Source organism: Amycolatopsis pithecellobii (assembly GCF_009707865.1).
GTDB classification, from domain to species: Bacteria; Actinomycetota; Actinomycetes; order Mycobacteriales; family Pseudonocardiaceae; genus Amycolatopsis_E; species Amycolatopsis_E pithecellobii.
In genome coordinates, this window is the sequence record NZ_WMBA01000014.1 from 48,690 (window position 1) to 70,266 (window position 21,577).

20 protein-coding genes and 1 pseudogene are annotated in these 21,577 nt (G+C 66.6%); 4 read left to right on the top strand and 17 right to left on the bottom strand.

All coding sequences use genetic code 11. The features are described from left to right. Positions 1-81: 81 nt before the first annotated feature. From GKO32_RS11935 to GKO32_RS12015, 17 genes and pseudogenes are all read right to left on the bottom strand, one after another. Complete coding sequence (locus tag GKO32_RS11935; protein WP_312867813.1) at positions 82-690, bottom strand: MarR family winged helix-turn-helix transcriptional regulator; 609 nt, start codon at positions 688-690, stop codon at positions 82-84. Positions 691-1,207: 517 nt separating this feature from the next. After that, on the bottom strand, positions 1,208-2,299 hold the full coding sequence (locus GKO32_RS11940) for a YncE family protein (RefSeq protein ID WP_154756906.1): 1,092 nt from the start codon (positions 2,297-2,299) through the stop codon (positions 1,208-1,210). 32 nt (positions 2,300-2,331) lie between these two features. Then, positions 2,332-3,855: a CoA-acylating methylmalonate-semialdehyde dehydrogenase gene (locus tag GKO32_RS11945; RefSeq protein WP_154756907.1), complete on the bottom strand. Its 1,524-nt coding sequence runs from the start codon at positions 3,853-3,855 to the stop codon at positions 2,332-2,334. A 19-nt stretch (positions 3,856-3,874) separates the two neighbouring features. Further along, complete coding sequence (locus GKO32_RS11950; protein WP_154756908.1) at positions 3,875-4,708, bottom strand: mycofactocin-coupled SDR family oxidoreductase; 834 nt, start codon at positions 4,706-4,708, stop codon at positions 3,875-3,877. A gap of 69 nt (positions 4,709-4,777) precedes the next feature. Further along, positions 4,778-5,611 carry a mycofactocin-coupled SDR family oxidoreductase gene (locus GKO32_RS11955; RefSeq protein ID WP_154756909.1) on the bottom strand — a complete coding sequence of 278 codons (834 nt, stop codon included), beginning with the start codon at positions 5,609-5,611 and terminating at the stop codon, positions 4,778-4,780. Positions 5,612-5,632: 21 nt separating this feature from the next. After that, on the bottom strand, positions 5,633-6,589 hold the full coding sequence (locus GKO32_RS11960) for a cyclase family protein (RefSeq protein ID WP_154756910.1): 957 nt from the start codon (positions 6,587-6,589) through the stop codon (positions 5,633-5,635). Next, on the bottom strand, positions 6,586-7,638 hold the full coding sequence (locus GKO32_RS11965) for an ABC transporter permease (protein ID WP_154756911.1): 1,053 nt from the start codon (positions 7,636-7,638) through the stop codon (positions 6,586-6,588). The genes GKO32_RS11960 and GKO32_RS11965 overlap by 4 nt, the downstream gene beginning before the upstream one ends. Beyond that, positions 7,622-8,242 carry an ATP-binding cassette domain-containing protein gene (locus GKO32_RS11970; protein ID WP_246243514.1) on the bottom strand — a complete coding sequence of 207 codons (621 nt, stop codon included), beginning with the start codon at positions 8,240-8,242 and terminating at the stop codon, positions 7,622-7,624. The genes GKO32_RS11965 and GKO32_RS11970 overlap by 17 nt, the downstream gene beginning before the upstream one ends. A gap of 395 nt (positions 8,243-8,637) precedes the next feature. Beyond that, positions 8,638-9,171, bottom strand: a pseudogene (locus GKO32_RS38935) (ATP-binding cassette domain-containing protein); the annotation flags it as partial. Positions 9,172-9,185: 14 nt separating this feature from the next. Beyond that, positions 9,186-10,259: a sugar ABC transporter substrate-binding protein gene (locus tag GKO32_RS11980; RefSeq protein ID WP_154756914.1), complete on the bottom strand. Its 1,074-nt coding sequence runs from the start codon at positions 10,257-10,259 to the stop codon at positions 9,186-9,188. A 130-nt stretch (positions 10,260-10,389) separates the two neighbouring features. Next, positions 10,390-11,199: an SDR family NAD(P)-dependent oxidoreductase gene (locus GKO32_RS11985; RefSeq protein ID WP_166459506.1), complete on the bottom strand. Its 810-nt coding sequence runs from the start codon at positions 11,197-11,199 to the stop codon at positions 10,390-10,392. Continuing rightward, positions 11,196-11,753, bottom strand: coding sequence for a cupin domain-containing protein (locus GKO32_RS11990; RefSeq protein ID WP_154756916.1), 558 nt, complete (start codon positions 11,751-11,753; stop codon positions 11,196-11,198). The genes GKO32_RS11985 and GKO32_RS11990 overlap by 4 nt, the downstream gene beginning before the upstream one ends. Next, entirely contained in the window at positions 11,750-12,265 is a 516-nt protein-coding gene (locus GKO32_RS11995; protein ID WP_154756917.1) for a (2Fe-2S)-binding protein, read from the bottom strand. The genes GKO32_RS11990 and GKO32_RS11995 overlap by 4 nt, the downstream gene beginning before the upstream one ends. Position 12,266: 1 nt before the next feature. After that, positions 12,267-13,079 carry an FAD binding domain-containing protein gene (locus GKO32_RS12000; protein ID WP_154756918.1) on the bottom strand — a complete coding sequence of 271 codons (813 nt, stop codon included), beginning with the start codon at positions 13,077-13,079 and terminating at the stop codon, positions 12,267-12,269. Continuing rightward, positions 13,076-15,463, bottom strand: a complete 2,388-nt coding sequence (locus GKO32_RS12005; protein ID WP_154756919.1) for a xanthine dehydrogenase family protein molybdopterin-binding subunit — start codon at positions 15,461-15,463, stop codon at positions 13,076-13,078. Before GKO32_RS12005 ends, GKO32_RS12000 begins: the two co-directional genes overlap by 4 nt. A 97-nt stretch (positions 15,464-15,560) precedes the next feature. After that, positions 15,561-16,364, bottom strand: coding sequence for an SDR family NAD(P)-dependent oxidoreductase (locus tag GKO32_RS12010; protein ID WP_154756920.1), 804 nt, complete (start codon positions 16,362-16,364; stop codon positions 15,561-15,563). Positions 16,365-16,383: 19 nt separating this feature from the next. Then, on the bottom strand, positions 16,384-17,334 hold the full coding sequence (locus tag GKO32_RS12015; protein WP_154756921.1) for an amidohydrolase family protein: 951 nt from the start codon (positions 17,332-17,334) through the stop codon (positions 16,384-16,386). A gap of 64 nt (positions 17,335-17,398) precedes the next feature. On the opposite strand from GKO32_RS12015, the gene GKO32_RS12020 reads away from it, so the two are divergent. From GKO32_RS12020 to GKO32_RS12035, 4 genes are read left to right on the top strand one after another with little or no spacing between them, the layout of a single operon-like run. Then, the gene (locus GKO32_RS12020) at positions 17,399-18,631 is read left to right on the top strand and encodes a CaiB/BaiF CoA transferase family protein (protein WP_166459507.1); all 1,233 of its coding nucleotides are present in this window, start codon (positions 17,399-17,401) and stop codon (positions 18,629-18,631) included. Beyond that, positions 18,628-19,752, top strand: coding sequence for an acyl-CoA dehydrogenase family protein (locus GKO32_RS12025; protein WP_154756923.1), 1,125 nt, complete (start codon positions 18,628-18,630; stop codon positions 19,750-19,752). The genes GKO32_RS12020 and GKO32_RS12025 overlap by 4 nt, the downstream gene beginning before the upstream one ends. Further along, the gene (locus GKO32_RS12030) at positions 19,749-20,819 is read left to right on the top strand and encodes an acyl-CoA dehydrogenase family protein (RefSeq protein ID WP_154756924.1); all 1,071 of its coding nucleotides are present in this window, start codon (positions 19,749-19,751) and stop codon (positions 20,817-20,819) included. Before GKO32_RS12025 ends, GKO32_RS12030 begins: the two co-directional genes overlap by 4 nt. Continuing rightward, a complete protein-coding gene (locus tag GKO32_RS12035; protein ID WP_154756925.1) occupies positions 20,804-21,571 on the top strand; it encodes an enoyl-CoA hydratase/isomerase family protein in 768 nt (255 codons plus the stop codon). Before GKO32_RS12030 ends, GKO32_RS12035 begins: the two co-directional genes overlap by 16 nt. Positions 21,572-21,577 lie beyond the last annotated feature (6 nt).

Sequence of the window (21,577 nt, forward strand, 5' to 3'; positions counted from 1 at the left end):
ATCATAAGAACACTTCAAGGTTGAAGTCAAGGTTGAAGTGTCATCTCGGCAGAAACCAGGTGGTACCGGAGCGTTCGGTAGCTACAGCGAGGCGCGTTGGGAGCCGGGCGGCCAGGAGTGCTGCGGGTCGACGCGGGCTGCGACCTGGCGGCCGATGTCGCGCAGCCCCGTCACCTGGTCGGCGCTGAGCGCGTCGAACACGTACCGCCGCACCGTCTCGACGTGAGCGGGGGCAGCTTGCTCGACCACGGCCATCCCGGCATCGGTGAGCATCGCCTCGGTGATGCGGCCGTTCTCCGCAGCGGGCTCACGGATGAGCCAGCCACGCTGCTCGAGACGCTTGGCGACGTTGGAGAGCCTGGACGGAGATCCGTTGGCGTACTGCGCCAAGGTTGTCATCGTCATCCGCCGACCCGGCGACATGGACAGGGAACCGAGGACGACGTACTCGAAGAAGGTGATGCCACTGTCGCGCTGCAGCTGCGCATCAATCTCACCTGGCAGCTTGAGCATCAACCAGGACAGAGACATCCAGGCGTCACGTTCGTCAGGGGAGAGCCAACGCATTTCGTTCGAGCCGACCACGATGCCGAGCGTACCGGCCGACCACTTACGGAACGGCGGACCGATGCCGCTTTGGCACACAGATGTGAGCGCGACCGCCCTGCCCTGCCGAGCATCGATCAGCACGATGGCACCGGATAAGACGCGCTGACGTCGCTTAGTGCCTCGTGGCCAGGCCACGGCGCGTCTACCAGATCCGTCCGGTCACGCGCGCGTGACCGCTCCGCGTGGTCGCGCGGGGCGCGTTCGTCGGTCGCGCCGCACGTACGTTCGGTGTGGGACTCGGCATCGGCCAGAACCCGGAACGCGTTCCCATGGTCGCAACCCGGGCCAGCGACCGCTCGGTCCTCGGTGTCATCGACGGCGGTGATGGTTCCAGGGCTCGGATGACGTTTGCGTAGGCGTCGCCACGTACGCCCTTCTACCCACCGGGCCGCAACGGGTTTGTCAGGGTCGGTGATCTGGTGCCGGTCGGGGTAGGCCAGTGCGGGCCGCATCGGCAGCCTCCACGCTTCGCGGGGGAACCCTGGGGCCGAGACCCGGTGTGCTGTTCAGAGGACATCCCTCGCTCGATGAGGCATTCGTCCGCGCCGCGACAGTCTCCGCTACGGGAACCTTGAGGCAACGATCTACAGCTGTAGTACTAGCCGGGCGTGATCAGCGCCATGCCGTGCGTCCCGCCGTAGGCGCCGCCGGCATTGTTGTCCAGATCGCCGGCATGCACGCAGGCCCCGACATCGATCTGGCTGACCAGGCCGCTGCCCAGGTTGGCGACCCACGCCGTCGCGTTGTCACGGGTCGCGCGCACGGTCATCGGTTGCGGGCCCACGTCGACGACCCCGACGAGCGTCATGGCGGCCCCGTCGACGATATGCAGCTTGCCGTTGTTGCGCGGCAGCGTCTTCAAGTCGATGGACGGGTCCGCCGGCCGCTCGCGGTTGTTCATGCCGGTCACGTAGACCCGCTGACCGTGACCCGCGCGAATGCCGATCTGATCATTGTCGAACTCGATCTCGTCGACGATTTTGCCGGACTCGACGTCGATTTTGACGACGCGCGGCACCGGATCGCCTTCCCTGCGCTCCGGACGGAAGAAATGCCCACTGGCAAGGTCGACGTCGACGCGCATGCGCGGGGTGACCGCATAGACGAAATCCCCGTCGGGCGAGGCGTCGATCTCCTCCGCACCGCCAGGAACGTCGATCGTGCCTTCGACGCGCCGGCCCACCAGATCGATCACGGTGATGACCGGCGCCTCCTTGTGGGTCAGGAAAACCTTGCGGCCGGGCACCAGCGCGAGCCAGTGGCAGTTCCTGGCCTCGGTCCGGATATTCGCTTCGACCTCGTGCGTCTCGGCGTTCACGAGCACCACGCCGTTGCGGCCATCGACGTTCTCGACACCTGTGATGATCAGGTCGAGTTCGGAGTCGTACTCGACGTCGTGCGGCGCGTAAAAGGGCGCGATATCGATGACCGACTCGACGCGGTGCCTGTCGATGTCGATCACCGAGATCTCGTGCGCCTTCGGGACATCCTGGTCGTAGACGCCGTGCCGGTACGTATGGGCCACGTAGGCACGCCGCCGCGACGGGTCGTACGCGATTTCGTGCGGTTCGGCGAGCAGGTCGTCGATCGTCGCGATCTTCGCGCCGGTCGAGAGGTCGAAGAAATCCAGGTTCTTCGCGGTCGAACTGCTGACGAGAAGCAACGTGCCAGGTTCGAATGTCGGTGCCATGGTGCACTCCTCCGTGCGGCCGCGGCCGCTGGTCAGTCGTTACGCGGAAATCCGAGTTCGAGGCCGCCCTGCTGTCGCCGGGCCGGGTCGCTCCACCGGGTCGTGACGACCTTGCCGCGCGTGAAGAAGTGCACTCCCTCGGTGCCGTGCGCGTGCGTGTCCCCGAACAACGAATTCTTCCAGCCACCGAAGGAGTAGTAGGCGACGGGAACCGGGACCGGAACGTTCACGCCGATCATGCCGACCTTGACGTCCGCCTCGAAGCGCCGGGCCGCCCCTCCGTCGTTGGTGAACACGGCGGTGCCGTTGCCGTACGGATTGGAATTGATCACCGCGATCGCTTCGTCATACGAGTCGACGCGGATGACCGACAGCACCGGCCCGAAGATTTCCTCGCGATAGATCTCCATTCCTGTCGAAACGTGGTCGAAGAGAGTCGGGCCGAGCCAGAAACCACCTTCGGCGCCGCGGGCGACCGCGGTGCGCCCGTCGATGACCACCTTGGCACCGGCACGTTCACCGGACTCGATGAACGACGCGACACGGTCCCGGTGCGCCCGCGTCACGAGCGGGCCCATGTCGGCTTCTCGCTCCGACGACGCCGGCGAACTGCCATCGCCGATCACCAGCGTTCGGGTCCGGTCCGCGATACGTGCCACAAGCTCGTCACCGGCGGAGCCCACCGCGACGACGACGCTGATGGCCATGCAACGCTCACCGGCGCTCCCGTAGCCGGCGCTGACCGCGGCGTCCGCGGCCAGCTCGAGATCGGCGTCCGGCAACACCACCATGTGGTTCTTGGCTCCGCCGAGTGCCTGCACCCGCTTGCCGTGTTTGGCCGCCTCTTCGTAGACGTACTGGGCGATCGGCGTCGATCCGACGAAGCTGATCGCCTCCACGTCCGGGCTCCGCAGCAGCGCGTCAACGGCTTCCTTGTCGCCCTGAAGCACATTGAACACACCGTCGGGCAGGCCGGCCTCCTTCCACAGCCGGGCAATCCAGATGGCTGCCGACGGGTCCTTTTCGCTCGGTTTGAGTACCACCGTGTTCCCTGCCGCGATCGCGATCGGGAAAAACCACATCGGGACCATTGCGGGAAAGTTGAACGGCGAAATGATGCCGACGACGCCGAGTGGATCGCGTTTGGAGTGCACGTCGACGCCTGTCGACACACCTTCGGAATGGCCGCCCTTGAGCAAATGGGCGATACCACAGGCGAATTCGACGACTTCCTGCCCTCTGGCGATCTCTCCCTCCGCGTCGGAGAACACTTTTCCGTGTTCCGCGGTGATCAGCGCGGCGAGTTCCGCCCTGCGGGCGTTGAGCAGTTCGCGGAACGCGAAGACCACGCGGGTCCGGCGGGCCAGCGAAGTCGCGCGCCATTGCGCCGTCGCTGCTTTCGCCTTCGCGATGACGTACTCGGCATCGCTCGCCGAAGCCAGTGTCAGGCGCCCGGTGACCTGCCCGGTCGCCGGGTTCGTCACGTCGGACCGTCGATCACTGGTTCCGCTGTACGGCGCACCACCTGCCCAGTGCGTGATGGTGGTAGTCGTCATCTTGTATGTCCTTTCGCGACTAGAACTTGGCGTGCCAGCCGCCGTCGACCGGAAGTTCGATGCCCGTGACGAACCGGGATTCGTCGCTGGCGAGCCAGAGCACGGCATTGGTGATGTCCTCCGACTCGACCCACGGAGTGGGCAGCAACGCGAGCGCTCGCATGGTCCCGCGTACGTCGTCCACGGTCGGGTTTTCCAGGTCGGGCCGGAAAAGGCGGAAGGTCGCCTGGTTCATGGCCAGCGGCGTGTTCACCGTCCCCGGTAACACCGCGTTGACCCGGATGTTGAACTCGCCGGCCTCGTTCGCCAAGGTGCGCATCAAGCCGACGACCCCGTGCTTGGCGGCCACGTACGCCGACGTGTGGCGAAGTCCCCGGATACCGCCGAGCGAACTGGTGAGGACGATGGACCCGCCGCCACCGTCGATGAGGGCCGGCATCGCGGCGCGCACGGTCTTCCACACACCGAGGAGGTTCACGTCGAGAACGGTGCGCCACACGTCCTCGTGCGTATGCCAGACAGTCCCGCGTTCCCCGCCGATTCCCGCGTTCGCGCAGACCGTCGTCAACGACCCGAAATTGCCGAGCGCCAGCTGGACGGCCGCGTCGAGCTGGCCGGAGTCGCGGACATCCGCCACCATCGTCTCGATCCGGCCGCCTTCGGCCTTGACGAGCCGCGCGGTCTCGTCGAGGTCGTCGGGAGTCGGCAGTGGATAGTCGATGTGGTCGTAGGTCGTGCAGGCGTCGAGCGCCACGATGGCCGCGCCCTCCTGAGCCAGCCGGACCGCGTGCGCCCTTCCTTGCCCGCGTGCGGCCCCCGTGATCAGCGCGACCTTTCCCGTCATCCGCCCCATTGCCGCCTCCTCGTCGAGTATCGATCCCCGTCTTCCACAAATGTATACATTCATGTAGACATTTTCAAGTCACGGAATTCCCTGACCACCGTCGACGGGAACCACGGTTCCCGTCACGAAGCGGGCGTCGTCCGACGACAGGTACAGAACGGTGCGCGTGATATCGTCCGGCTCGAGGTAGGGCTGCCCCATGGGGTTCTGACTGGTCGCGAGCGCCTCGAAGTCCTCTTTGGACGGAGAGTCGACGCCAGGAAAGTAGACTCCGTACACAAAGGGATTGATGATCATGTCGGTGTTCACGTTGCCCGGTGCGATCAGGTTGACGCGAATCCCGTGTGCTCCCAGCTCCCGCGCGGCCGTCCTGACCATTCCGACAAGGCCGTGCTTCGCCGCCACGTACGGCGAGAGGTTCGCGAGCCCCTTGAGGGAAGCGCCCGACCCGGTGACGGTCACCACGCCACGGACGCCGTCCTCGATCATGGCTGCCACGCCGTATTTGAGGACCCGCCAGGCACCGATCAGATCGATGTCGACGACATCGCGGTAGGTGTCGTCGTCGATTTCCCACGACGGCGCGAAATGTCCGATGATGCCGGCGTTGGCGAGCACGACGTCGATGTGCCCGAAGCGGTCCCGTGCCCGCCTGAACACGTCCGCGACTTGAGCCGCGTCGCGGACGTCCGCCTGCACGAACAGAGCCTCGCTCCCCAGCGCCTCGACCTTACCGGCGGTCTCGGCCAGATCATCCGGCGAGGCGAGCGCGATGGGCGTGCTCTCGACGGGGCCACAGATGTCGAAACCGACGACGTTGGCGCCCTCCGCCGCGAATCCCAGTGCATGCGAACGCCCCTGGCCCCGGGCCGCGCCCGAGATCACCACGGTCTTTCCTTCGAATCGTTTCACGCGACAACTCCCGTCCGAGATCTATTTGACGGCCACGGCGTTGGCCATCGAGGCGATCCCGCCCTCCTTGTTCATCAGGGCACTCACCACCTGGCAGCTGTACCGTTCGTCGTCCGCGCAGTCGGCGGCGAGCCGGTCGAGGTCCCAGAGCTCACCGATCGGGATCCCGAGCAGGGGAATGAGTGCGGTATGCAGGAAACGCTCCTCCGCCGCATCGGGATCCTCCATCAGCACCCCCGGATCGGCCTTCGGCGGCCAGACCTCAAGGCCCATGTTGTCCCCGGCGATGAGACTCGGATGCAGATCCCACAGCACCTGTGCCATCTCCTCGCCCTGGGCCAGTCCCGGCATGCGGAGCTCGGTGGTGAACGCCTCGCGTCCGGCCGGCCCGAGCCCGCGGTACCAGGTGAGGAATCCGGTGCGAATCAACAGGATGTCGCCCGGCTCGACGGTGCTTCCCTGTGCGTCGAGGGTGGCGACCAGATCGTGCGGGGTGATGGGGTCCGTGGTCCCGTGCGCCAGCGGACGTCCCTGCCGCTCCCGCCACGCGGCCACGTCAGCGAGTACGCCGCGCGTGGCGATCCCCCGCCGTGCCCAGTGATGGATGCCGTGCTGCTCGCGGTCCAAGCCGTTGTAGAAGCCCAGCTTCGGGTGTTTCACATGGGCGAAACCGTCCACTTGCGAACTCGCCTGAGGGTTGAACAGGTTGTACTCGTCGTCGTTCCCCAGCCCCTCCGCGACGGGTACGACGCGATAGTCGAGAGCCGGACGGCCGCTCAGCGGCGGGTCAGGAAGCTCGAGCTCAAGGTTCAGCGGAAAGACGAATCCTTTGTGGACTTCCGCGGCACCCGCCCTCGTCCGATCCTCCGTGATGAGGTTGAGCGCGCCGAAGCGGTCGTCCGGCCCCCACAGTCCCCACGACGAACGTGTCCCGTCGCGGACCGGCAGCTCGGCGTATTTCGGGAGTGCGGTACTCATGAAGATTCCTTTCGAGACTGACGCGAGCGCCGCATCAGCATCCGCCCGCCCGAGAGCCGGTCGCCGAAAACGGCGAGCACCAAGATCGCGCCGGTCAGCACCTGCTGCCAGAAACTCGGGATCCCGGCAAGGCTGAGACCGTTCTGCAGCACTCCGATGAACACCACGCCCAGCACGGTGCCGCCGACGCCGCCCGCCCCGCCGGCGAGGCTTGCGCCACCGAGGAAAACCGCCGCAATCGCCATCAACGGGAGGGCCGGGTCGACGGTGGGAGAAGCGACGCCGATCTGCCCGACCAGCAGCAGACCACCGATCGCCGAGCACAGGCCCGCCCCCGCGAAGACTCCGATCACGACTCGTTCGACACGAATACCGGACAGCCGCGCGGCGGCTTCGTTTCCCCCCACGGCATAGACGTCCCGGCCGTACATCGTGAAGTTCTGGATGTACGCCGCGACGAGCACGACCACTGCCGTGACCCAGATCGGTGCCGGTATCCCGAGGACATCGTCACGTGCGACGGCGTCGACCAGGCCGCTGGTCACGAAGACCGACTTGGTGTCGGACCAGAGATTGACCACGCCGGTGAATGCCGTCATCGAAGCGAGCGTGACGACCAGGAAGGACAATCGCAGCCTGCCGACGAGAAATCCGTTCACCAGGCCGCCCAGCGCCGTCCCGAACACCAGCATCAGCACGACGGCCGACCAGCCCGGCAGACCGGCATCCAGTGCCTTGCCCAGCAGGTAACCGGACAACGTGGCGATCGCCGCGACCGACAGATCCGCCGCGCCGCTGAGCAGGACGAACGTCTGGCCGATGGAGATAACGGCGAGCACCGACGTACCGACCAGCAGGTTGATCAGGTTGTCGCCATCGAGAAACATCGGTTGTGTGATGGCGAAAACGGCGATCAGCACGATGTCCACCACCAGGACCGGTCTTGCCCGGCGCGAGGAATTCCAGATCCTGCCACGAATGTCCGCGTAGCCGCGCTGGTTCGAAACCGCGCCGACAGTGGTGGATTCGGTCTCAGTCGACTGGCTCATGCGCACCCTCCCTCGACAAACGCGTGACGAGGCCGAGCGTGGCCTCACCCGCACTCACTTCGGCCACCACGCGCCGCCGGGCCATCACCAGGATCCGGTCGCACACGCCGAGCAGCTCTTCGTTCTCCGACGAGCTGACCAATACGGCCGCGCCGGCATCAGCCACCTCCCGGAGGAGGGCATGGATTTCCATTTTCGCTCCGACGTCCACGCCGCGAGTCGGTTCGTCGAGAAGCAGGATGTGCTTGTCGTCGGCCAGCCACTTTCCCAGACTGACTTTCTGCTGGTTGCCACCGCTGAGAGTGCCGACAGGCGCACGCGGGGATTTCATGCGAAGCCGCGTCTGCGTGACGAGTTTGCCGATCAGGTCCTGTTCACGGCCGACGGCCGGTCTCATCCAGCGCTTTCTGGCCAGCGTCCCGACCATGCTCGCATTGCCACGAATGCTCATGGACAACACCAATCCGCGCCCTTTGCGATCGGGTGGGAGATAAGCCACGCCCGCATCGATCGCCGCACGGGCATTTTTCGGTTCGAACGATTCCCCGCGGACCGAAACAGTCCCTGCCGAGACCGGGCGCTCACCGAAAAGACTTTCGAGCAATTCGCTTCGGCCGGCACCTTCCAGCCCGCAAGACCGACGATCTCGCCGTACCGGACGGAAAGGCTGACGTCCTGGAATGCGTTCGGCGCGGACAGCTCCGACACTTCGAGCGCCGTGGCGCCGAGGACCGGTTCCCGCCTGCTCGACAATTCCTGATCGCGGGAGGCTTTCACCGCACCGAGCATGGCGGTGACCAACGTTTCCGGTGACTGCGTCGCGGCAGGCCCGGAGTAGGCGACCTCGCCGTCTCTGAGAATGGTGATCCGGTCGGCGATCGCGAACACCTCGGGCATCCGATGCGAAACGAAGATGACGACAACGCCTTCGCCTCGCAGTTCACCGATCGTCCTCAGCAAGGCCTCGGCCTCGTCGGCGGCCAGTGAACTGGTGGGCTCGTCGAGGATCAGGATCCTCGCCCTCATCGACAGCGCCCGTGCGATCTCGACGATCTGAAGCTGATCCGCACGCAGTTCCCGCGCGGGTGTCCGAGGATCGATGCGGGCGCCGAGCCGGTTCAGACACCGGCGTGCCATGGCCATGGACGCGCCGCGGTCGACGCCCCACCAGCGCCGGTCGAGTCTGCCCAGCATGACGTTCTCCCCCGCGGTGAGATCCATGGCGATCGAGGTCTCCTGGGAGACCATGCAGATACCATGCGCGATCGCGTCCGCGGGGCTGCGGAAGACGACCCGGCGCCCGTCGAGGAAGATCTCGCCCTCTTCGGGAACCGCCTGTCCCGAAAGGACACCGAGCAGGGTCGATTTGCCCGAGCCGTTTTCCCCGCCCAGCGCATGGACCTCTCCCGGCGCCGCGACCGTGAGACCGGCGTCCTTCAATGCCACCAAGCTGCCGTAACTCTTACGTATGCCCCGCAGTTCCAGTACCGGGTGTCGGGTATTCATGTTGTTCATGGTTCCGAGCCTCCACATGCGACAGACGAGACTCAGCCGACGACGGGCACGCTCTCGTAGTTGTCCTTGGTCACCAGCGTCCCGCCACCAGTGGTGACGATCCGCGGCAACGTTCCCTGGGCGGTTCCGGCAAAGTACGCGGCCTGGGCCGCGAACCTGCCGAGGTCCTCCCAGTCCCACCGGACGCTGCAACTGCCGTTCTTCGTGGAGACGGCCTGATAGCCGTTCTTGTCGTAGTCGTTGGCGCACACGAAGACCTGCCGCCTGTTCAGCTGACGCGCGGCTACCAGTACGCCCGAGGTCACCGCGTCGGTGAAGGAAACGACGGCCTGGATGTCCGGATTGCGTTGCAGCATCCCGGTTCCGGCGACCTGGCCCGCGTTGACGGTCAGCTCGGACACGTCCGCGCGCTGTGCGATCTTGAGCCCGAACTGTTCGGCCCAGTACGCGGTGCGGTCGACGCCGTACTTGACCGAGTCACTCGGCACACCGTATCCGAGCACACCAATCTCGGCGCCCTTCGGCAGGTTCATGGCCAGGTGTTGGGCTTTTTCGAAGGCCGCGCGGTCCAGCCCGAACGTCACGTCACTGACGACGCCGGGAAGCAGCGGCCTTGTCGTGTCTCCCGGGGAGCCGATGGTGATCACGGCGATGCCCGCGGCCTTCGCGTCGAGGAAGGCGGGCGCCATCGCGGTTTCGACCAGCGGCTGGACGATGATCGCCTGGACGTGCTGGGCGACGAGTTGCTTGAACTGGTTCAGCTGCTTCTGCGGATCCCCTCCCGCGTCGAGGAGAGTGACCTTGCCCCCGAGGTCTTCGATCGTCTTGCGCGCCTGGTCTGCCGCGAGCGCGACGCCGGGCACCTGGCATGCGGCACAGGCGATCCCGACGTCGACCGGAGCACCGGTCCGCACGGGGTCCGGGTACCGCGTCGGCAGGTTCGCTTCCGGTCCCGGGTACGGCACGGCGGCGGTCAACGCCTTCGGACCGTCACCTGCCGGCTGCGCCGCCCCACCGGACTTGCCGCAAGCGGCGACGGACATCGACAGCGCGGCAACAAGAACGCCGGCGGCGAATCGGCGGATCTTGGCAGTTCGAGTGGACATCTTCGTCTCTCTGTTCGCTCGGACCCGTATGCATTCTTAATTGCATACAAAAAGATAGGCATCAAAGTATGGCAGGGGCACCGGATCGTCAAGGGCGCCAGGTGTCGGTTCGGTATCTCTGGCTTTCGCCTCAGTACATGATCATGCCGGCGGTGACGTTCACGTCCTGGCCGGTCATGTGCCGCGCGTGGTCGGACGCGAGGAACAAGGCCACGTTCAACACGCTCTCGGGGGCGACCTGCGTGTGCAGCGGCGAAAGGGCCAGAACCTGTTGTTTCGCCTCGTCGACCGTGATCCCGCGGGCTTTCGCCTGTGCGGCGAACACCTCGTCGACCCGCTCACCGGCGACGTTCGCCGGCAGGATGCAGTTCACCCGGATGCCGCTCGGCCCCAATTCCAGCGCCAGTGTCCTGGTCATCCCGATCATGCCCATTTTCGTGGCCGCATATGAGGACCGTTGCGCGAACGGCGTCTTTCCGTTGACGGAACCGATGTTCACGATCGCCCCGCCGCCGCGGCGCCTCATGGCCGGGACAACACCCCGGATCGCCAGGAAGGCGCTGGTGAGATTGACCGCGATCGTCTCGTTCCAGCCCTCCAGCGGGGTCTCCTCGATGGGAGCCGTCGGCCCGGGGATACCGACATTGTTGACGAGGACGTCGACACCGCCGAATTCCCGCATCATGGCGTCGAGCATCGCGTCGACCTCAGCGGGTTTCGCCAGATCCGCGGCGAAAGCGCGGCCTTCGTGCCCGGCGCCGGCGATTTCGTGCTCCAGATCCTTGAGCTCCGCTTCGCGACGGGCCACGAACATGGTTCTGGCGCCGGCGGCGGCGAAACCCTTCACCAATACGCGGCCGATACCGCGCGAGGCACCCGTGACGAGCACGACCTTGTCCGCGTAGCCGACCGGCAGGACCGGCACGCCGACAGGTGTCACTTCTTGCCCTCGGTGGGCGGTCGCAACTCGTCGACGAGGACGAACGCGATCAGGCAGTCCTCCGAACCGCGGTTGCTCCACCCGTGCACGGTGCCACGCTGGACCAGCGTGTCACCGGCGGTCAGCTTCACCTCTCCGGTCTCGAGCAGGGCGTAGATCTCACCGGAGACGACGACGGCGAAGTCGACGCTCGTCGTCCGGTGGAACGTCCCGTTCCCGATCGACGCGCCTTCGGTGACGTGCGCCGTGCCTGGCATGGAGCCGAAAGCGGCGTCCCGGTCGAAATCGTCGATGAACAGCGAGTCGGGCGGGAACTGCGAGAGCCGGAAGACCGCGCCCCCCTTGGGCGGCTCCACTTCGAACGGCGTGTAACAAGGCTCAGCGGGGTCGGCGTTGTCCGCGGGAACCCCCGTGCGCCAGATATCGGTGGCGCCGTAGTCGGGCACACCGGGAAAGGCGAAGGTGAAAGGGCAGATCTCGTCACTCGCGACGGTCGAGCGGCCGTCGGCGTCGACTCCGGTCACGACCCGCCGGACCGGCTTGAGTCCCCTCATGAATTCCGTCCCTTCTCTTGACGACGCCGGGCGGCGAGCCTGGCCGCCTCGACGATGTTCACATAACCCGTGCAACGACAGAGGTTCCCTTGCAGGGCAAGGCGAATCTCGGCTTCGGATGGTTCTTCGGCGGTATCGAGGAGATCGTCGATCGCGAACAGCTGGCCCGCGACGCAGAATCCACATTGGAACGCATCAGAGTCCCAGAACGCCTGCTGCACGTCCCCGAGCTCACCTTCGGGCGCGATGCCCTCGATGGTGGTGATTTCGGCCCCGTCGACGCTGGCGGCGAGTACCAGACACGATTTGGTGATGCGGCTGTCGACACGCACGGTGCACGCGCCACAGTCACCGTTGTAGCACCCGATGCGAGTGCCGGTCAGGTGCAGCTCGGCGCGAATCACGTCGGCGAGAAGCTGCCTGTCTTCGATCACGACCCGTCGCGGGCGGCCGTTGACCGTGAGCCGTATCGTGCGGCCCGGTGGCTCGTCACAGCCCGTCGATGCGGTCATGTCACACTCCCAAAAGCTCGTTGACGGCGCGGCGCGCCACGGCGGCCGCGATCGCCGCGCGGTACTCGCCGGGGGCGAGTACGTCGGACCAGGGCGCGGTGATGGCGGCATCCACGCGCATTTTCAATTCGGCCGGATCGTGCGGATCATCCAGCTGAACAATAACGGGAACGGCCTGGACGGCACCCAATGTGACGCGCACACCGCGCGCGTCGTCCCGGACGGCACTGGCGGTGACGATGGGCCACGAACCGGTGCTGTGCTTGACTTTGCAGTAACCGCCGGTCCGCTGGGGCGTCATCCGCATCGCCCGCACGAACTCTCCTGCCCGGAGATCGACCGCGAAGGCATCCACCAGGAAAGCGGTCAGCGGTACCGAACGAAGCCCGTCCGGGCCGTGAATTTCGACCACTGCGCCGAGCGCCGCCAGTGCACCCCGCGCGTCGGCACTCGGGAAGGCGAAGCACGCGGCGCCGACCAGCGTTGCCTGTTGGGTGAGCTGGCGCCCGCCTGTCACGCCTTGGGCCATCCTCGGCAACAGCGGCAGCTGCGCACGGAGTAATGCCGAATCCAGCACGTCGGCGTAAGTCACCCGTGCCCCGATCTCGATCGCTCCGCCGACCGTGCCGATACCGGCCAGTCCGAGATCCTTGAGGTCCACCACATTCTCGACCTCCGTCACGTGCCGGCCCATCCGCGGGAGCAGCTGGGTACCACCACCCAGCACGGCGACATTTCCGTGATGTGCCAGCAAAATCTCACTGGTCTCGGTCAGCGAACGTGGCCGGTGGTACCGCAACCGTGTCCGGATCATGCGAGCGACACCCCTTCGATCGCGCTCAGCACCCTGGGTGGGCTGAGCGGCAGGGAATGCAGTTCGGCCCCGAAGGGAGCGACGGCGTCGTTGACCGCGTTGGTCACCGCGGCCATGGCCACGCCCAGCCCGCTCTCCCCCGCTCCCTTGCTGCCGAACATGGTGAACGGGGAGGGCGTTTCCTGATGGTCGACACGGAAGGCGGGCAGGTCGGTCGAGCGCGGGAGCAGATATGACTTGAGCGTCCGCGCGAGCGGGTTTCCTTCGCCGTCGTAGGGCAAGTCCTCCCAGAGGACACCACCGACGCCCTGGGACAACGCGCCGAGGAGCTGGCTGTCGACGAAATTCCGGTTCAGGATCACTCCGCAGTCGCCGACCGCGTAGCATTCCTCGAGGGTCACCACACCCGTGTCGCGGTCGACCCCGACCACGGCGATCACCGCGGTGCAGGGATAAGCGGGGTAGAAGTTGGTCCGCCCCTGCGCATCCGGCTGATGCTGGAAATTGTGCGGTCCCTCGAGCTTCGTCACCTCGAGCTGGGCGTGGTTGATACCCGTCGCGGTGGAGCCGTTCTTGAAGATGAACTCGGCGATTTCGGCGAATGACATCGACTTGGTCGCGCTGTGGACGAATCCTCCGGCGAATTCGATCTCATCGGCAGGGCACGCCAGCCGGTCCGCCGCGGCAACGGCGAGATGACCGCGGATTTCCCGCGCCGCCGCGGCGGCAGCTGCCGCACTCGAGGTCGCGGCGCGGCTCCCGAATGATCCGAAGCCGTAGGGACATCGGTCGGTGTCGCCCTGGACCACTTCGACGCGCCGGATATCGATCCCGAACTCCCGCGCGACCAGATACGCGATGGTCGTTTCGTTGCCGGTGCCGGGATTGGTGACACCAGCGAGTACCGTGACCGCACCACTGGGGTGCACACGCACGGTCGCGCTGTCATGCCCCCGCGTCAGCGTGCCGATGAGCTCGCCCCCTTCGGGACACAGCTCGAAGCCCACCCCGATGCCGGCCAGCCTGCCTTGCTGCCGCGCTTCACGTTGCCGGTCCCGAAGCTCGGCGTAGCCCGCGAGATCGAGCACTTTCGTGAGCACGCCGGCGTAGTCGGCGGAGTCGATGTGTTTGTTGTGGACCCATCCCGGAATGCCGTCGGGGGGCTGGAAATTGCGGAACCGGACGGTCGCCGGATCCAGTCCGAGTTCGGCACCGATCAGGTCCATGACCCGCTCGAGAACGATGGCCGCCTGCTCCTTGCCGTATCCCCGGGCTCCGGCCCAGGGAGCCTTGTTCGTCACCACCGCCACACCGTCCACCTCGTAGTCGGCGCATCGGTAGGGGCCGGGGAAGGTGAAGCCGCCCATGGCGGTCAACCCCCAGCCGCTCCACGACGCGAGGCATCCGACGTTGCCGAGCATACGAACCTTGAGTCCCAGCAGGACACCGCTGTCGTCGAAGCCGAATTCCACGTCGTGGGTGAATTCGCGCGCACCGGCCAGCAACGCCTCCGATCGCGACTCCAGCCATTTCACCGGCGCCTGCGCAAGCCGGCTCAGGACGCACACGAGGACTTCCTCGGGGTAACCCACGAACTTCTGCCCGAAGGCACCGCCCATGCGCATTCCCGCCACCCGGACCCGCTCCTCCGACACACCGAGGACATCGGACAGTCGCGTCCGCAGGATGTGGGGGTTCTGCGTGGAGGCCCAGAGCTCGATTCTGTCCGGCGTAATCCACGATCCGACGTAGCCACGGTTCTCCATGGGCGCCGCCTGATGCCGCCCCACCGTGATCCTGGTGGACCCGCGATGCCTGGCCGCACGGATCGCGGTGTCCGGATTCCCTTGCGCGTTCGGCAAATGCCCGATCACGTTGTCCGGCCAGTGCTCGAAAACCCTTGGCGCGTCCGGCCGCAGGGCAGCCTCCACATCGAACACCGCGGGCAGTGGCGCGTAATCCACCACGATCGCCGATGCGGCAGCCTCCGCCGTCGCCAGTGAATCCGCGGCGACGGCGGCCACCGGCTCCCCGACCCAGCGGACCTTGTCCAACGCCAGCACCGGGAACTCCGCGCTGTTACACCCCATCAGCGCGGGGTCCATGAAATGCGGCACCGGCTTGGCCAGCTCCGCGGCGCGCTCGCCGGTGAGTACGACCTGAACCCCGGGAATCGCTTCAGCTCCGGCGGTATCGATGGAAACAATGCGCGCGTGCGGATGCGGGCTTCGCACCAGCGCCGCGTGCAGCATGCCGGGAAGCACCACGTCGTCCACGTATTCCGCGCGGCCGGTCAGTACCCGGTCGCCGTGCTGCCGGCGCGGCCGGTCGCCCCACTCAGCCGAAACATCGGTTTCGGTGGATGAGGACTGTTGAAGGTCCACGTCATACCCTTCGGTCGCTCGTCATCGAACGTCGAGATCCAGCCTGACTACCAGAATGTATGCGATAGTGTACGCATTCTGCAGCTCGCCACAAGGGTCAGGCAGCGAGACCGATGAGCTCCATGGTGAGCTCGCGGAGGCGGCGCCGCGACGCCCCGTCGTAGGCCTGCGAACTCGCGCGCGACTTCCTCCGGCCATGGAAATAGTCACCGCTGCGACCGGCGCCCGTCGCGAGGGCGATGGTGTTGTCGGCGCCGTAGTCGGCGGAGTGACTCGGCCTGATCCCGGCGGCCCGCACCGGCACCGTGTCCAGGTGATCCCCTGGATGGAGACAATTGACGGTGATGTTCGTACCGTCCCATTCCCTCGCGAGATCGAAGGTGAACATGATGTCCGCGAGCTTGCTCTGCCCGTAGGCGCGATATCCCGAGTAATGACGTTCGAGCATCACGTCGTCGAAGTCGATCGGGTCCTGCGCGGCCGAGGTCAGGTTGACGACCCGTGAGGGCTTCTCCCCGCCGAGCACCGGGCGGAGCAGATGCGTCAGGAGCACCGGCGCCAGATAGTTGACGGCGAAATGCAGTTCGTGACCGTCGTGACTTTCCCGGCGTGCCGAGTCGACCCGCGCGATGCCCGCGTTGTTGATCAGTACGTCGAGATGCCCGTACTCCGCCTTGATCGCGTGTGCCAAATCGCGCACGTCGTCAAGCGAGGCGAAATCGGCCCGCAGGAATTCGGCCGAACCACCGGCCCGGTCGACGGCCTCGACCACCTCCTTGCCCCGCGTGCCGTCGCGTCCATGGACGAGGAGGCGGCTTCCTTCGGCGGCGAGCTTTTCCACGACGCGCCGGCCGACCCCGTCCGTGGAACCCGTCACCAGAATAGTTCCGGCGAATGCCATTGAAATCACCTTTCGAATTTCACGCGGCGGCAATGCGTTCCGCGGCGGCGGGGAACAGCGCGAGGGCATTTCGGCCGACGCGATGCTTTTGGTCGGTGGTCAGTTCGCCGCACTCGAGCAGTGCGATGAGATTGGCCTCCACGGTGGCGTCCGTCGTGCAGGGCACACCACTGTCCGAGCCGTAGAGGATGTGGTCGGGCGTCGTCATGTGCAGCGCTGGGGCGAGCGCGGTCGGCATGGTCGCGGCGGTGTCCACGTAGAGGCGTCGCAGATGCTGCCGCATTTCGGCCGGGGTGATCCGGCCGGGGTTCGGCACCCAGCGTTCATGGCCCAGCAGCGCAAGCCTGCCGGAGATCGCGGGCAGCCCACCCCCGCCGTGCGCGACGACGAACCGGATCTCCGGATAACGCCGGAAAACCCCCGAGTACAGCATATCGACGAAAATGCGAGCGGTCTGGAAGGCGACCTCGAACAGCGCGGTCGGTCGCCCCATTTCACTGCCATAGGCATTCGGATGCGCGAAGACCACAGCCTTACGGCTATTCAGCTCGGCCCAGACCGGCTCCAGCCGGCTGTCGCCCAGGTGCACGCCACGGTACAAGCTCTGCACCGCGAACCCGTCCGCCCGCAGTTCCGCCGGCACCCGGCGAATCTCGGCCAGGCACGCGTCCGGGTCGTCGGTGGGCAGTGCGGCGAGCAGGCCGAATCGGTCAGGATACTCGCCGACCAGTTCGGCGCCGTAGTCGTTGGCAGCCCTGACCAAATGGTGTTCAGGGGGAACGTAGCTCAGCATCTGCATCTGGATCCCGGTCCGGTCCATGGCGTCGAGGGTTCGCCGGGCGTCCCAGGAATCCATCCGGTCGATGCACCAGCCGGCCTGCCGGAGGGCGTCGACCCTGGCCTGGCGTTCGTCGTCCGATTCCGGTGGAAAGAAGTGTGCGTGGACATCGATCCATGCGCCGACCGGCATTTCGTCCCCTTCAACTGCCGTTTCCTGTAGACATGAATGCATACAAAAAAGTATAGTACCGCGGATGGCAGTGGCCGACGAAGTCGTGGAGGGGAATGTGCGGAGCGATGACACCCCGGCTCCTCATGGTGATCCGGGTGCCGGGCCGTTGCACGGTATCCGGGTGCTCGACCTGACCCGGGTCATCATGGGCCCCCTTGCCACGCAGATTCTCGCGGACCAGGGTGCCGATGTGATCCTGATCGAGGCCGACGGGGGCGACACCAACCGCGTGATGGGCCCGGGGCCGCACCCGGAGCTGTCCGGTATCGCGTTGAATCTGTTGCGGAACAAGCGTTCGGTGGACGTCGACTTGAAAACTCCAGCCGGCGTCGCCGCAGCCCACCGGCTCGCCGCCACGTGCGACATCGTCGTGGCGACCATGCGGCCGGCGGCCCTCGAGCGGCTGCGGCTGGACTACGCGACGCTGTCCGCGATCAAGCCGGATCTGATCTACTGTCAGGCGCAAGGCTTCCCGTTGGACTCCGCACGCGCGAACGATCCGGCGTACGACGACATCATCCAGGCGGCCAGCGGCGTCTCGGACATGATGGAGCGGGTGTGGGGGCAGCCGGCCCTGTTGCCGACGGTCTTCACGGACAAAATCTGTGGTCTCGTGATCGCGCAGGCGGCCACCGCCGCGCTGGTGCATCGCCAGCGCACGGGCGAAGGCCAGCATGTCGAGGTCGCGATGCAGGAGGCCACGGCGGCGTTCATGCTGGCCGAGCACGGTAGCGGGGCAATCCCCGAACCGCCGACGCCCTACCCGGGTATGCCGGCAGCCGGATACCCGCGAGTGATGTCGGCCGAACGGCGTCCACATGTGACGAAGGACGGGCAGATACATTTGTTTCCGTATCTGCCGAAGCACTACGCGGCGATCTTCTCGGCCGCTGGAATACCGGACGCCGACAGCGATCCGCGTTACGTCGATCAGCGAGCCGCGCTGCGCAATTCCGACTCCCTTTACCGGGACATCCGCGCCGTTGCCACCACGCGTACGACCGACGAGTGGCTGGATTTCTGCACGCGAGCCGGTATCCCCGCCACTCGCGTCGCCAAACTCCAGGACCTCGTGGATGCGCTCCCGCTCGCGACCCATCCGGTGTCCGGTCCGTACCGCGTTCTGCCCCAGATGGCACGCTTTTCACGAACACCGGGCTCGCTCCGCAGACACGCGCCCTTGATCGGTGAGGACACCCACGATGCCCTCGCGGAAGTGGAGAACCTGCCCCAGCGATCGAAGGTACGCCGATGAACCTGTCACCCACCGACTTGAGCCCGGACGAACAGCGCCTCCAGGCAGAGGTCCGGACCTTTCTCGACGACCGGCTGCCTTCCGGCAGCTACCGGCTCAACCTCGGTATCGGCGGCTGCGATCCCGAATTCTCTCGTGACCTCGCCCGGCGAGGCTGGGTGGGCATGGCGATCTCACCGGAATACGGTGGGCACGGCCGCAGCGCCGTCGACCGGCTCGTCGTCGTCGAGCAACTGCTGGCCCGCGGCGCCCCGGTCGGCTATCACTGGATCGCGGACAGGCAGAGCGGGCCGATCATCGAACGGTACGGATCCGAGGCTCAGAAGCGAGAACTGTTGCCCGGAATCGCGCGCGGTGAATTGTCGTTTTCCATCGGCATGTCCGAGCCCGACGCCGGCTCGGACCTCGCCTCACTGCGCTCACACGCACGGCGCGACGGTGACCGCTGGCTGCTGAACGGGACCAAGATCTGGACGACAGGCGCCGCAGAGGCGACGCACATTCTCGGCCTGTTCCGCACTTCCGAGGATCGCTACGGCGGGCTGACCCAGTTCGTGATCCCTTGCGACACACCCGGTGTGACCATCTCCCCCATCGTTTTCATCGACGGCTCGAGCGACTTCTGCGAAGTGTCGTTCGACGACGCCGGGCTCGGCGACGAGCACCGGCTCGGTGAGGTCGGCGACGGCTGGGCACAGAACACCGGTGAGCTGGTGCTCGAACGAGGCGGGGTGGACCGCTGGATGTCGATGTTCCCCTTCATCGAGCACTGGGCGAACGAGATTTCCCCGCACGATCACTCCGCACAGGCCGACCTGGGGACCATCACCGCGCGGATGTGGGCACTGCGCGGGCTGTCGTTGTCGATCGCCCGGCTCGTCGACGACGGCAGGTCACCGGTCACCGAAGCGGCGATGGTCAAGGAGCTCGCCACCCGCTGGGAGGCCGATTGTGTCCGGTTCGCCGCCCGTCATCTCGGTCGCGAGGCGGACCTGACATCGCCGGACCCGTGGGAATCCACGCTCGCCCGCGCGATGCTCGTCTCACCGTCGTGGACGATCCGGGGCGGTACCAACGAAATCCTGCGCAACGTCGTCGCGAAAGGCTTGGCGCGCACATGACCGAACCTCTCGTCCCCGACCCTGCGCTGTCCGCGGCCGCACACGAGTTCTTCTCCGACCACGCCGGCGCGGCCACGGAGTTCGACCAAAAAGGACAGTTCCCGGGCGAACTGTGGCACGCCACCGAGGAACTGGGGCTGACGCTGATCGCGGTCGACGAGTCGCACGGGGGATCCGGCGGTTCGCTCACGGACCTGCTGACCGTCCTCATGACCGCGGCACGGTACGCGGCCCCGCTCCCACTCGCCGAGACCGCCCTCGCCGCGTATCTGCTCACCTCGGCCGGCGTCGCGGTACCGCCAGGACCGTTGACGATCGCCCCGCCGGGGGCTGGAAACACGCTCCGGCTGTCCGACGGACGGTTGCAGGGCATCGTGGACGATATCCCGTGGGCCCGGTTCGCCACGCTCGTGATCGCGTTGGTGCACGACGACGACGGGCGCGCACACGTCGTCGCCTTCGATCCGTCCCGGTGCGACCGCGAGGACGGTGAGGACCTGGCCGGTATGCCCCGCGACCGGCTGCGCGTCGAGGATCCCGCGGTGGTCGACGCCATTACCGGAATCACCGCGGCTGATCTGTTCGCCAAGGGGGCACTCATGCGGGCAGGCCAGATGGCCGGTTCGCTCGCGGCCACGCACCGGCTCACCGGCCGCTACGTCGAGGACCGCGTGCAGTTCGGGCGCCCGATCGGCAGGTTTCAGGCGGTGCAGGCGCACACCGTGGCCACTGCTCAAGCCGCGGAAGTCACCGCGATGAGCACGTGGCGCGCGGCCGCCGCGGCCGGGCGGCGCCCAGCCCGGTTCGAGGCGTTCGCCGCCAAGCTCGTCGCGAACGAAAGCGCCCGCGTCGCGGTCCGGGCCGCACATCAAGCCCACGGCGCGATCGGCATGACCCGGGAGTATCCGCTGCATCTGCACACTCGCAGGTTGAACTCCTGGCAACACGAGTTCGGCAGCGAACGCGAGCTGTCCACGGCTATCGGGAACGCGGTGACGAAGACGTCCTTCGCCCGCACGATCGCCGATCACAACCCGGAAATCGAGGTGGCATGGCCGAGGACGTGACCGTCGAGCTCCACGATTTCGTAGCAGACATCGTGATCCATCGTGGCCCGGCGAATTTCTTCGACGCCAGGACATTGGGCCGGGTCGCGGATATCGGCGAGCAGTTGTCCGCGGGTGGACGGGCCCGCGTCATCGTGCTGAGCTCGGCGGGGAAACATTTCTGCGCCGGCGCGGATTTCGGGTCCAGCGCACTCGAGCAGGACCGCGACCGGGCCGCCGCCGAGATCTACGGGCAGGGCGCCCGCCTGTTCGGCCTGCGGTTGCCGATCGTGGCGGCCGTCCAGGGGGCGGCGGTCGGTGGCGGGCTCGGTCTGGCCTGCGCGGCCGACTATCGGGTCGCCTCACCCCGGACGCGGTTCGTCGCGAATTTCAGCGCGCTGGGCTTCCACCACGGCTTCGGTTTGTCGATCACCCTCCCCCGGATCATCGGCGACCAGCGCGCGTTGGACCTGCTACTCACCGCCCGGCGCGTCGACGGAACGGAAGCCCACCGAATCGGTCTGGCCGACCGGCTCGTCGACGAGGGCAGTGAGCGCGAGGGCGCGCTGACCATGGCCACCGAGATCGCCTCCCGGGCGCCACTCGCCGTCCACGCGATCCGGCAGACGTTGCGATCGGACCTCGCGGCACAGGTCCGCTCGGCGCTCAGTCACGAACTCGAGGAGCAAAGCCGGTTGTGGCGCACGGAAGACAGCCGCACCGGCCTCGCCGCGAGCCGGGCCCGCGAGATGCCCCGCTTCACCGGACGCTGAGCAGCG